10 protein-coding genes are annotated in these 12,423 nt (G+C 40.0%); 6 read left to right on the forward strand and 4 right to left on the reverse strand.

Annotated elements, in window-relative coordinates; all coding sequences use genetic code 11:
• Nucleotides 1-5: 5 nt before the first annotated feature.
• The 6 genes from J7E57_RS24000 to J7E57_RS24025 all read left to right on the forward strand — a co-directional run bounded on the left by J7E57_RS24000 (nt 6) and on the right by J7E57_RS24025 (nt 9,057).
• Complete coding sequence (locus tag J7E57_RS24000) at nt 6-1,748, forward strand: RagB/SusD family nutrient uptake outer membrane protein (protein ID WP_215131625.1); 1,743 nt, start codon at nt 6-8, stop codon at nt 1,746-1,748.
• Between the two features lie 178 nt (nt 1,749-1,926).
• Nucleotides 1,927-4,044, forward strand: a complete 2,118-nt coding sequence (locus tag J7E57_RS24005) for a polysaccharide lyase 8 family protein (protein WP_215131626.1) — start codon at nt 1,927-1,929, stop codon at nt 4,042-4,044.
• Nucleotides 4,045-4,159: 115 nt separating this feature from the next.
• Nucleotides 4,160-5,356, forward strand: a complete 1,197-nt coding sequence (locus J7E57_RS24010; protein ID WP_215131628.1) for a glycoside hydrolase family 88 protein — start codon at nt 4,160-4,162, stop codon at nt 5,354-5,356.
• Between the two features lie 702 nt (nt 5,357-6,058).
• On the forward strand, nt 6,059-7,282 hold the full coding sequence (locus tag J7E57_RS24015) for a DUF2264 domain-containing protein (protein ID WP_215131629.1): 1,224 nt from the start codon (nt 6,059-6,061) through the stop codon (nt 7,280-7,282).
• Nucleotides 7,283-7,368: 86 nt separating this feature from the next.
• A complete protein-coding gene (gene kduI, locus J7E57_RS24020; RefSeq protein ID WP_215131630.1) occupies nt 7,369-8,208 on the forward strand; it encodes a 5-dehydro-4-deoxy-D-glucuronate isomerase in 840 nt (279 codons plus the stop codon).
• Between the two features lie 84 nt (nt 8,209-8,292).
• Nucleotides 8,293-9,057 (forward strand): SDR family NAD(P)-dependent oxidoreductase, encoded by a 765-nt coding sequence (locus tag J7E57_RS24025; RefSeq protein ID WP_029280663.1) that lies wholly within the window; start codon nt 8,293-8,295, stop codon nt 9,055-9,057.
• 186 nt (nt 9,058-9,243) lie between these two features.
• On the opposite strand, the gene J7E57_RS24030 is transcribed toward J7E57_RS24025, so the two are convergent.
• The 4 genes from J7E57_RS24030 to J7E57_RS24045 form a co-directional block, all read right to left on the reverse strand.
• Nucleotides 9,244-9,870 carry a carbonic anhydrase gene (locus J7E57_RS24030; RefSeq protein WP_215131631.1) on the reverse strand — a complete coding sequence of 209 codons (627 nt, stop codon included), beginning with the start codon at nt 9,868-9,870 and terminating at the stop codon, nt 9,244-9,246.
• A 147-nt stretch (nt 9,871-10,017) separates the two neighbouring features.
• The gene (locus J7E57_RS24035; RefSeq protein ID WP_215131633.1) at nt 10,018-10,677 is read right to left on the reverse strand and encodes a hypothetical protein; all 660 of its coding nucleotides are present in this window, start codon (nt 10,675-10,677) and stop codon (nt 10,018-10,020) included.
• A gap of 146 nt (nt 10,678-10,823) precedes the next feature.
• On the reverse strand, nt 10,824-11,432 hold the full coding sequence (locus J7E57_RS24040; protein WP_215131634.1) for a hypothetical protein: 609 nt from the start codon (nt 11,430-11,432) through the stop codon (nt 10,824-10,826).
• Between the two features lie 321 nt (nt 11,433-11,753).
• A complete protein-coding gene (locus tag J7E57_RS24045) occupies nt 11,754-12,395 on the reverse strand; it encodes a Crp/Fnr family transcriptional regulator (protein ID WP_215131635.1) in 642 nt (213 codons plus the stop codon).
• Nucleotides 12,396-12,423 lie beyond the last annotated feature (28 nt).

The raw sequence follows: 12,423 nt of genomic DNA on the forward strand, positions 1-12,423 counted from the left end.
TGATCATGAAAAAGAAAATTTCTATCATAGCCATATTTGCACTCATCATCATCAGCTCTTCCTGCAAAAAAGGAGGCTTATTGGATGAGAGTACATTAACTACCTTAAACGAAGAAACCACTTTTGCCGATAGTATTAATACCCAGGCGTTTTTAACGCGGATTTATCAGCAGGTTGGTTTTCAATACGATATTCAATACCTTGATGCTGGGGGGCATGCAGGAGCGGCTGATGAAGGTGTTGCCGGCCGTTACAACGGTACCCAAAATTCTGCAGTGGTTATTGCTTTTGGGCTGGTATCTAAAAGCTCAACAAACAGCGATTTTACCGGCATGTGGTCGGTTCCTTATCAAAATATCAGAAGGGTAAATGTGCTTCTGCAAAATATTGGTGGGGCACCGTTAAGTGCTGCAACTAAAAAAGGTATGATTGCCGAAGCCAGGTATTTAAGGGCCTGGTATTACTTCCTATTGATCAGGGCTTTTGGAGGTGTACCATTACTGGGCGATAAGGTTTATGATATTACCGAGGATTTTAATTTAAAAAGATCTACCTACCAGGACTGTGTAAATTATATCGTTTCAGAATGCGAAGCCGCCAAAGCAGATTTACCAACCAGTGTAACCATTTTGCCTCAAAATTACGGGCGCATTACGCAAGGAACCTGCATGGGCTTAAAATCGCGTGTTTTATTGTATGCCGCAAGTCCCTTATTTAACGGTGGCCAATTAGCCCCATCTGGCGAAGTACACAATTTAACCGGTTATGCCGCTTACGATAAAGAACGCTGGAAAAAAGCTGCGGATGCGGCATCAGATATCATCAATACCGGTAACTATTCTTTGTATGTAGATAACGGTGCACCAAGCGGTACAACCAATAGAAACGGATATGGTTTTTATAAGGTTTTTCAGATGCGGGTAAACAGCGAATACCTGTTTGCCGCGATGAGAGGTGCACAACGTGAGTTTGAATCTTTTTTACTGCCGCAAAGCAGATCTGGTGGTTATGCCTTTACGGTAAGTCAGCAAACGGTAGATAAGTTTCCGATGATTAACGGGAAAGCCATTAATGAAGCGGGTTCTTTATACGATCCGGCCAATCCTTACGCCAACCGTGATCCCCGTTTTGCCAATTCAGTAATTTATAATGGTGCCCCATGGATTTTAAGTGGTAATAATGCTGCTCCTGTAAATACTTATGTAGGTTCTGGTACAACGGATGCTGTGAGTGGTCCGCTTGGGTTTAATACAGGCTACTTTCCCCGTAAATATCTTTTAGAAAACTCTACAGGAAACGGTGAGCGATGCTGGGGACTGATTCGGTATGCAGAAATTTTATTGAATTATGCTGAAGCACTTAACGAATACAGCGGACCAGTACCTGAAGTGTATGCCCAACTAAGAAAAATAAGGGAACGTGCTGGTATTACCGCAGGTCCAGATGGTAATTATGGAATTAAGGCAGATGCAACACAAGATGAAATGCGGGCCATTATTCAAAAAGAACGCGATATAGAATTGTTTATGGAAGAACACCGTATGTGGGACGCGAGAAGATGGAAAACAGCTGCGGTTGATTTTGAAAAGCCAATACGAGGCGTTAAAATAACCAAAACGGGTAATACCTATAGTTACGAATATGTAGATGTGCGCGAACATCATTTTCCTGCCAATTATGGTTTATTCCCAATGTTGGCTTCAGAAATAGCAAAAAATACAGCATTGATCCAAAATCCGGGCTGGTAGAAAATAAAGAAACATCAGTTCGGTCTGATAAAAAATGGTTAGTATCGTTAGTTTGGGGTCACCTTGCCTAGCTTGGTGGCTTTTTTAAATGAAATGAAGCGAAAAATGAAATTGAATTGCCTTTTGCCAATTCTTTATTGCGAATACCTAAACCGGTTTGCTTAAATAAAAAATAAACATGATTGCCATAAGTGAAAAAACAAACAACAAAATAAAGGCTCACCGAAAGATTAGATTTGGATTTCTGGTTGGAGGCCTGATGCTGATTGGTATATCGGCAAACGCCCAAAACGAACCTTTTAATGTTATTCTGCAGTGCATTAATAACGATTTGCAGACTTTTGTTAAAGATAAACCATTGGCCGAAGAGGTGGGCAAACATCTTAAAAATCTAAATGCAGATGGCAGCTGGGCAGATATCAATTATGCCGATGTGCAGTACGATCCTTTAAAACGGATCAAAGATATGGCGACCGCTTATATCCGCCCATCGAATAAACTTTATAACAATAGCGAACTACACGCTGCTATTGTGAGGTCTTTACAGAACTGGCTGGATAAAAACCCGAAGAACAAGAATTGGTGGTACAATGATATTTTTTATCCTCAGGCTATTGGGCAAACCTTAATTTTGATGCGCAATGCCAAAACCGGGCTTCCTGCAACGCTAGAAAATGCGTTGATCAAAAGGATGATCAGAAAATTAAAGACTGGCGACGGTGCCAACACTTCTGATGAAGCATTACATTATTTATATCGTGCTTGCCTAACACAGAACAAGGTAACGCTCGATTCTGCTGCAAAATACCTGTTCGAACCTATTGCCATAACTGATGGCAAGGAAGGTGTTCAGGTTGATGGGAGTTATTATCAGCATGGAAAACAGCAGGCCATTGCCAGTTATGGAAGGGTGTTTGCCGGAAATTCGGTTAATGCGGCTTTCTATTTAAGGGAAACAGGGTATGCTTTGCCGAAAGATCAACTGGCCATTTTGGTCAATTACCTTAAAAATACTTTCTTAAAAACCATAAGAGGATCGTTTTACGATTTTAATGTGCGTGGACGAGGGATTAGCCGTAAAGATTCTTTAAGCAGCGGAATGGGTGGGATGGTGAATAAAATTAAACTTTTCGATCCTGAAAATGCCGCATATTGGGATGCTTCGGTTAAACGGACCTCGGGGGCGGAACTGCCCAGTTATAAAATTATGCCCACCCATAACCAGTTTTGGAAAAGCGGATATACCCTGCACCTTCGCCCCGCTTATACCTTTAGTGTGCAAACGGCATCAACAAGAACTTTACGGACAGAACGCGGTAACAATGAAAACATATTGGGGAAATTTCTCCCCGATGGGGCAACCAATATCCAGCGTAGCGGATCGGAATATGCCAACCTGATGCCTGTTTGGGAATGGGATAAAATCCCTGGAACCACCAGTAGAGATTATGCCGATGATAATGGTGCAACAATATTAAAGGAATGGGGAATTCCGGGGACCACCAAATTTGTGGGTGGAGTTAGTGATGGTATTTATGGCGTTTCATGTTACGATTTAGACTATGATCGTGTTCAAGCAAAAAAAGCATGGTTCTTTTTCGATCAGGAAGTGGTTTGTTTAGGTGCTGGGATTAGGAGCGATTCGGAAGAAAATATTACCACAACTGTTAATCAGGCTTGGTCTAGGGGGGATGTAATTTCATCAAATGGAACACGGGCTAAAGGCAATAGCGAAGGCTGGGCAGTTCATGATAGTATTGGGTATATTTTTCCCCAGGGTGGGATTTTAGAAATCAACAGCAAATCGCAAACCGGAAACTGGTACCGCATCAATCATTTTCAAGGTAAAACCGAACTCAAACATAATGTATTTAAGATTTGGTTAAATCATGGCAAAAATCCTCAGAACGCCAGCTATCAGTATATTGTTGTGCCAGGAATTGACGCTGCGGGTTTAAAAAAATACAACCGGTCGATGATACAGGTATTAAAAAATACCGATGAACTGCAGGCTGTAAAACATACCGGACTGGACATGTTGCAGGCCGTTTTTTATAAAGCGGGAACACTGGCTGCCAATGGCCTTTCCCTTCAGGTAGACCAGCCGTGTACGGTTTACATTAAAGATTTAAACGGTAAAAACCCTACGTTATATATCGCAGATCCCGCACAGGAAAATGCAACTATAAGCGTGTTGTTAAAGCTGCCAGGATTATCGAAATCAAAAAGTATAAATTGTAATTTGCCAAATGGTGCTTTTGCAGGTGCTACAGCAAGTTTTAAAATAAAAGAATAAAACAAATTATAAACGATGAAACCATCATATCCTCAGCAATACAAAAAATAATAAACAGGATATGATATTTCCTCTGCTAGGAGAGCTTCATTACCTTCAAAACACAAATATACAGATGAAAAAAATCAATTTAATTGCCGCATTACTCCTGCTTACGGGGGGTAGTTCATTTGCCCAAACCGCCAAGAAGCCAATGGCTCAGTTAATTAGCGATGAATTTAAATTCGCCGCTGACCAATATAAAGTACTTGCTAAAAATATACCCGAAGGTAAAACGCCTCAGAGTTTCGACAAAGGTAAATCTATAAACTACGATATTAAATGGTGGTGCAGCGGTTTTTATTCTGGCAGTTTGTGGTACATATACGAACAAACTAAAGATCAGAACATTAAACGGGAGGCAGAAGCAGCCTTAAAAGTAATAGAGCCGAACCAAACTTATACCGGAAACCACGATTTGGGTTTTATGATGTATTGTAGTTTTGGAAATGCTTACCGCTTAACCGGCAAGCCAGAATATAAGGCTGTGATTCAGCGTTCGGCAGAATCTTTGGCTACGCGGTACCGCCCTGTCGTAAAATCTATCCAATCTTGGAACAAAAGCAAAATGTGGGAGTGCCCAGTAATTATAGATAATATGATGAATCTTGAAATGATGAACTGGGTTAGTGATAATGGTGGAGATAAGAAGTATAAAGAAATTTCGGTTATCCATGCCAATACAGCTTTAAAGAACCATTTTCGCCCAGATTTCAGTTCTTTCCATGTAGTAGATTATAACCCTCAAACCGGAGCGGTAATTAGGAAGGCAACGTGGCAGGGCGCAGCAGACTGTTCGGCGTGGTCGCGTGGACAGGGTTGGGCTTTGTATGGCTATACTATGATGTACCGATTTACCAAAGATCCGGTCTATTTAAAACAGGCCAAAGGTATTGCGCACTTTATATTGAACCATCCAAATTTACCTGCCGATAAAATTCCTTTCTGGGATTTCGATGCGCAGGGGATTCCATTTGCCAAACGCGATGCTTCTGCAGGCGCACTGATGGCTTCGGCATTGTTAGAGCTGGGTCAGTACACTTCGGGTAGCGAAAAAACAGCATTCAAATCTGCGGCCGAAACCATGATCTATTCGCTTTCGAGCAGTGCTTACCATGCTAAATTAGGTGAAAACGGTGGTTTTTTGTTGATGCACAGCACAGGCGCCTACCCGTTAAACAGCGAAATAGATGTACCTTTAATTTATGCCGATTATTATTATTTGGAAGCATTGGCCAGGTATAAAAAATGGTATTTATCTCAGAACGATTGATATATCTTTAAAAGATTTTATTTATAATCGTCACCCTGAATTTATTTCAGGGTCTATTTGCATGAAAGATGCTGAAACGAGTTCAGCATGACGATTTCGTAAGGGAAAGAAGCTAAAAATTGATTCCTGTAAAAGAATACAGATCGCTTAATCGGGTAAAATAGTAGCAGCTCACATGCCACCTAGACCCGATTAAAGTGAACAAGAGCCCGATTTTTCATCGGGAGAAGTAAAACGGAAAGCGGGAAGAAACCTGAATCGAAGTGCAGGAACCTGCTCTCCAAATAATTAAAAATAACTTGAGCTTTGGTGTTAAACTCGCATAATAAAGAAAATGAAATATAAACCTATTGTTTATTCTGGAAATGAACGTTTAGTAATGCTTCGGATGCGGTAGTCCCGTTATTCGCTTTATCCCGATAGAAAACCTGTCAAACAAGCAAGTACACCAAAATATAACATAAACCGGTGCTTAAATCGGGATGCACGCTACTACCGGGTTTATGAACTGGGGCTTGTGCAAGGACTGTCAATAATAGTAATGCCCGCCGTGCCACCTAGACCCGATTGGAGTGGACATCCTGATCCTTCATCAGGATAAAACGGAAAGCGGGAAGAAACCTGAATTGTAGCACAGAAACCTGCTCTCCAAATAATTAAAAATAACCAGAGTGAGCCATCACACTCACATATATAATGATAATGAAATATAAACTGATTTTTTCTGCCCTGCTGATTTTTTCTCAGTTGGCAAACGCACAAAAGAAACCTGCAACAGGTGCCGAGGACCGTGCTTTTTGGGTTAAAACCTTAAACCGCATTGCCTACCCGGTGATCCATAACCTGGCCAATGAAACTTTAAAAAAGAACATGCCGCTAGAAAAAGCCCCTGGCTATGGCTTAAACGTAGCCAAAGTTACGTATCTCGAAGCCCTGGGCCGTACCATTGCAGGAGTTGCGCCATGGTTGGCTTTGCCGGATGACAACTCTGCAGAAGGTAAGCTCAGAAAAACCATGCGCACCGAGCTTTTAAAAGCGCTGGCCAATTCAGTAAATCCCGCAAGTCCTGATTATATCAGTTACCGCTCCGAAAATCAGCCTATTGTTGATGCCGCTTATGTAGCACATGCCTTTCTTCGGGCGCCAAACGCACTCTGGGAGCCGCTTGATGAAATCACCAAAAAAAGGTTTATAGAAGAATTTAAATCGCTACGCACCAGAAGCGGTGCCTACAATAACTGGCTATTGTTTTCGGGCTTAACTGAAGGGTTTTTATTGAGCATTGGCGAGCAGTACGATCCTGCCCGTGTTCAATTCTCGATTAATAAAATGAAGGAATGGTATGTAGGCGATAGCTGGTACAGTGATGGCGAAAAATTTAGTATGGATTATTACAATTCTTATGTGATCCATCCCATGCTGGTTGATCTTTTGAAAGTTTTAGTTGATAAAAAAAGAGCATCTCAGGCCGACTATGATATAGCCTTGAAAAGAATGGTACGTTATTCTGAATATCTGGAAAGAATTATTTCACCAGAAGGTACTTATCCTGCCTATGGCCGTTCGATTACTTACCGTACAGCAGCCTTTCAGGCCCTGGCGCAAACAGCGCTAATGGAAAAACTGCCAGAATATGTAAAACCATCGCAAGTTCGTGGCGGCTTAACCGCGGTAATGCATAAACTGTACGATGGAAACCAGAATTTTGATGATAAAGGATGGTTGGTGCTTGGCTTTAACGGTCATCAACCGGAAGTGGCTGATACCTATACTTCTACAGGAAGTTTATACATGGCCACCTTAGGCTTTTTAACCTTGGGTTTACCTGCCGATAATAAATTTTGGACAGATGCACCCGCACCATGGACCAGTTTGAAAGCCTGGAGCGGAGAAACCATAAAAAAGGATTATAAAGTTGAGTATTAATACAAATAATAAGTATCGTATAAATATATTTGCGGATAGGATCTGATATCGGTTCAGGCCTTATCGCAAAACTCAATTTTTAACCAATGAACAAATTCGAAAGCCGTTACGCGCAAAGCCCTAAAGAAGTTAAACAAATGGATACCGCAGCTTTGCGGGATAATTTCCTGATCGAAAACGTATTTGAGGCCAACCAGGTAAACCTAACTTTATCTCATTTTGATAGATATATTGTTGGGGGTGCAATGCCTGTTGATCAGAAAATAGCACTTCCAAACCCTGGTGATTTAAAAGCGACCTATTTTTTAGAACGTAGGGAACTGGGTATTATCAATGTAGGTGGAAAAGCAATCGTTACTGCTGACGGCGAAAAATACGAATTGGATTATAAAGAGGCTTTATACATTGGTAAAGGTACAAAAGAAGTATTTTTTGAATCTGTCACACCTGGTGAGGCGGCTAAATTATACATCAATTCTGCTCCTGCCCACCACACTTATCCTAACAAAAAAGTAAGCAAAGCGGAAGCAGAGATTGTAGAATTGGGCACGCCTGAAACCGCAAACCATAGAATAATCAATAAGTTGTTGGTGAACAGTGTTTTGCCGACCTGTCAATTGCAAATGGGTATGACGGAACTAAAATCGGGCAGTGTTTGGAATACCATGCCGGCACATACACATGATAGGAGGATGGAAGCTTATTTCTATTTCGAAGTTCCAAAAGGTCAGAGTGTTTGCCATTTTATGGGCCAGCCACAAGAAACCCGTCACATTTGGATGCAAAGTGATCAGGCGGTAATCTCGCCAAACTGGTCTATCCACTCAGGCGCAGGTACAAGCAACTATACCTTTATTTGGGGCATGGCTGGCGAGAATTTAGATTATGGTGATATGGATCACTGTGCCATCACCGAATTGAAATAAATTACATCGTCATCGCAACTACATTACCGATTTTTCATCGGTAGCGGAATGGAGCGGTCTTAAATGCATCATAGAATAAAGAACATGTCTAACATATTTAATTTAGCAGGTAAAACTGCATTAGTTACCGGTTGTAAAAGAGGAATAGGAAAAGCAATGGCTTTAGCTTTGGCCGAAGCAGGTGCCGATATTATCGGTGTTTCTGCCAGTCTTGAATTACAAGGTAGCACTATAGAAAAAGAAGTTTTAGCACTGGGTAGAAAGTTTTATGCTTACCAGTGCGATTTTGGTAAACGCGAAAATACCCTGGCTTTTGCTGCGCAGGTAAAGGCCGATCATCCCGTTATCGACATTTTAGTAAATAACGCCGGAACGATTTTACGTCAGCCGATTGCTGAGCATTCGGATGAGTATTGGGACGAAGTAATTGCGGTAAACCAAACTGCACCATTTATTTTAACCCGCGAAATCGGAAGGGAAATGATTGCCAGAGGTAGCGGAAAAGTAATTTTTACGGCATCCTTACTGTCATTCCAAGGTGGAATTACTGTTCCCGGTTATGCGGCAAGTAAAGGTGCAATTGCATCTTTAACCAAAGCTTTCGCAAACGAGTGGGCTTCAAAAGGCGTAAATGTAAATGCGATTGCTCCTGGTTATATCGCAACTGATAATACTTCAGCTTTACGTGAAGATCAGGATAGAAGCACTTCTATTTTATCGCGTATTCCTGCCGGAAGATGGGGAACACCAGAAGATTTTAAAGGGCCTACATTATTTCTGGCCTCACCTGCCAGCGATTATGTTCATGGGACAATTTTGACCGTTGATGGTGGTTGGATGGGAAGGTAGGTTAGTCCGTAGTCTGGAGTCTTTAGTCCTTAGTCGATGATTCAAGGGGAATAAACCTCGCAGGTTTTTAAAACCTGCGAGGTTTTTTTATGCACCTTGGACTCCAAACGCTTAACGCCAAACTTTTTAAAACCTGCGAGGTTTTTATACGCCCAGGACTAAAGACTTCGGACTTATGACTGTGGACTAATAAAGGTTATAAATCTCCTTAATATCTTTCAAAATCTTTTCGAAATCGATCTTCAGGTCAATTAAGCGACCCGTGTGGATATCAAATACCCAACCGTGAACGGTTAATCCACGATTTGAAATAGCTTCCTGAACTGCTGCTGTTTTTAACAGGTTTACACATTGCTCCTGAACATTAAGCTCTACCAATCTGTTATAACGAAGACTTTCATCTTCAATGGCATTCAGTTCGTCTTTATGGATGCGGTATACATCGCGAATGTTTCTTAACCAGGGGTTTAATATGCCCAAATCTGCAGGCTGCATGGCTGCTTTAACGCCTCCACAATTGTAATGGCCGCAAACCACAATATGGTTAACTTTTAAATGGCGCACGGCGTAATTTAAAACCGTCATCACACTCAGATCCACGTTGTTTACCAGGTTGGCTACATTCCGGTGAACAAAAGCCTGCCCTGGTTGTATACCCATTAAATCTTCTGCCGTAACACGGCTATCTGAACAGCCGATGTACAAAAACTCAGGGCTTTGGCCTTTCGATAATTCAGTAAAATAATCAGGGTTGATGGCCAGTTTTTCGGCGATCCATTTTTCGTTGTTCTTAAAAACTTCTTCTACATTCATGCTTTTGCTTTAAATAGAATTTAGGGATATGTTGTATTGATAAATTGGCATTTATTGCGCCATAAAACTAAAAAAAGATTCTCTCATTTCGGTAAGTTCTTCTTCTTCTCTTTCGTTAGCTAACTAACAACTTTTTCTGTTAAATGTTTAGTGGTTTGAGAGGTATTGTGGAAGGAAACACGCTACAAATAGTATAAATGTAATAAAGGCTGTGAAAAATAAAAAAGGTTTAAGGCCAGCGGTACTACCACTATTCTTTAATATCAGTTGTCTGGCTACGTCTGAAGTGAGCAATGATACGCAGATTAAAAATACGAAAGCAAGCGCTAAGCCAACACCAATTCCGAATATTTCTGTCTCTTTTCTGGTGTAAAATATGTTGAAAAAATCGGATAGGAAAAGTAAGTTCCAGATCACCACGATACCTGCGGCAATTGGAATTTTAATCGGGAAACCAGTTTGAGCCTGAAGCTGGCTGATCTCCTGCTCAATGTAATTTGGGGTAGGTTCGGTATAATTAAGAAAACCGGTTTGTATGATCTCTGCCATCCGCTCCTCTGCATTTCCCAGAAAGGTAAAGAAGATGTCTTTATTGTATTTTTCAACTCGGTGGGTAATCCTGATTGAACTACCTAATATAGAAGTGTGGGGAGTAATGGCGATAATATCTGAGCGTCTAAAAACAAAATTACCCCTGATGGATGCATTAAGTTCGAGTTTAAATTCGCTTATTTTTAAAGTGGCAAAAGGCCAGGTTGCCTTAAAGCCGCCTATTCTAACGCCACCTGTTTCTTCAAATGTATTCATTTATCGAGCAATTAATCTGTTCGAATATATCCCATTTAATCTGATTTTTTATAGTCTTGATTAAATTTATATATGAAGAAAAATAAAAGTCAATATCAATCACCGTTATTGTTTAACTGGGATTAATATTGACTTTAAAAATGTTTTTAACTGGCAACAGCTACCGCATTCTTGTTAATGTGGTTAGGCAGTTCTTCAAGTGTGTATAAGTTAACCAACGATTCTCTTAATACATTTTTAGCATCGTACCACATGTTTTCTTGGGTAAAATGACAAACGCCATTGGTTAGCTCGGTAATAATTGCACCAATTAAGGTTGCAAAATGATTTTCGAAAACATCGCCAGAATGATATTTTAAAGAAAATACTTTGTTATAATTTTGAAGCTGAGCTTCAACCTCTGCGCTCAGTTTTATAGGTTTTGCAACCTTTCTTTTTTTCTTTTTAAATAATCCCAATATCTTTTGTACAAAACTCTGCTTGATGATTTTGTCTTTAAAGAGCTTTTTCTTGTACTCCTTAAGGTCGAATGATTTAAGGGATACGCCAAAATTTAGTTTTAGGTTATTCTCGTTAAATATTTCCAAACTGGGTTTGTCCCATTTGAAAACGATTGGCAAGTTTCCATTCGGGTTTCTGAATGAAAAAGAGGAGTTAATATCCAGAACATTTTCATGCTCATTTAAACGTTTTAAAATTGTTGGGATAAGATCGTCTGTTAATGAATTGGTGTAGATGTTTATATAAGCACTCATGTTTAATTAAGATTAGCTGAAATCAATTATCGCAAATGGGCAATTGCCATAGGCTTTATTAAATGATAGTAAGGATATCATTATATTGTAGAGTGATCCATTTTAAATAGATTTGGCTCCTCAATATCGATTAACTTGGAAATCTTAAGGTGAATTGGCGGTTGTAGTTTTTCATTTGTATATGTTTGTTTTTGTGTGGCATTATTTTCAGTGGATGCGTTTTTTTTAATTTCAATTACTTAAACGAATCAAAACGCTGAAACGTTACAGTTAATTTTTTTTAATAGCCCTTAAGCAATAATTATACCACAAATACGTTGATTATTTTAATCTTTCGAGCAGCGTTTTCATGTTGGTTAGCTGTAGGATGTTTTTAAATTCGGGCGTATCAAAACCACCTTTATCTATCACCTGCTTTAAGCTTCTGTTAAAGCTTCTTACGGAGATGCCCAGGTAGGCAGCCATGTCTTCTTTTGAGATGGAGATATGCTCATCAGCCTGCAGTTTGAGTAATTTTAAAAGTGCATATTCTAAGGTATATAGCTGTTGGAAGGATGCCCGTGTACTGGTTTGTATAATTCTGGTAGACAGTTCCTGGAGTAAGATTGTAGTAAATTCGCTACTTTTATTAATTAAGGAAAGGAATAAATGGTCAGGGATAACATAGGCTGTAACATCACTTATTGCGGCTACGTTGCACAAACAATCAATCTTTTTTAAAGCTTCTAATTCGCCAACCACTTCGCCTTTGCCTAAAAATTCGATAATAAAGTCCTTGCCGTTTTCTTCAGAGATGAAACACTTGCTTATTCCATCTTTAATGATGTAAATGTTGCTTATTTTTCCTCCCTGTTCAATAAATCTATAACCTGCTTTAAAGTTTTTAAGTGTAATGGTTCCTCCTTCACTTTCGGTACAGAAACGTTCGATAAAGGATAAGAAAGTAAGATTGGTCCGTAGCATATTTTTCAGTCAGGACAAATGTCCTTTT

It is taken from the genome of Pedobacter sp. ISL-64 (genome assembly GCF_018613605.1).
Taxonomy (GTDB): Bacteria; Bacteroidota; Bacteroidia; order Sphingobacteriales; family Sphingobacteriaceae; genus Pedobacter.

Bases quoted from the DNA above. Each gene is read 5' to 3' on its own strand.
- J7E57_RS24000 (WP_215131625.1), top strand. From the start codon at position 6: ATGAAAAAGAAAATTTCTATCATAGCCATATTTGCACTCATCATCATC.
- J7E57_RS24005 (WP_215131626.1), top strand. From the start codon at position 1,927: ATGATTGCCATAAGTGAAAAAACAAACAACAAAATAAAGGCTCACCGA.
- J7E57_RS24010 (WP_215131628.1), top strand. From the start codon at position 4,160: ATGAAAAAAATCAATTTAATTGCCGCATTACTCCTGCTTACGGGGGGT.
- J7E57_RS24015 (WP_215131629.1), top strand. From the start codon at position 6,059: ATGAAATATAAACTGATTTTTTCTGCCCTGCTGATTTTTTCTCAGTTG.
- kduI (WP_215131630.1), top strand. From the start codon at position 7,369: ATGAACAAATTCGAAAGCCGTTACGCGCAAAGCCCTAAAGAAGTTAAA.
- J7E57_RS24025 (WP_029280663.1), top strand. From the start codon at position 8,293: ATGTCTAACATATTTAATTTAGCAGGTAAAACTGCATTAGTTACCGGT.
- J7E57_RS24030 (WP_215131631.1), bottom strand. From the start codon at position 9,870: ATGAATGTAGAAGAAGTTTTTAAGAACAACGAAAAATGGATCGCCGAA.
- J7E57_RS24035 (WP_215131633.1), bottom strand. From the start codon at position 10,677: ATGAATACATTTGAAGAAACAGGTGGCGTTAGAATAGGCGGCTTTAAG.
- J7E57_RS24040 (WP_215131634.1), bottom strand. From the start codon at position 11,432: ATGAGTGCTTATATAAACATCTACACCAATTCATTAACAGACGATCTT.
- J7E57_RS24045 (WP_215131635.1), bottom strand. From the start codon at position 12,395: ATGCTACGGACCAATCTTACTTTCTTATCCTTTATCGAACGTTTCTGT.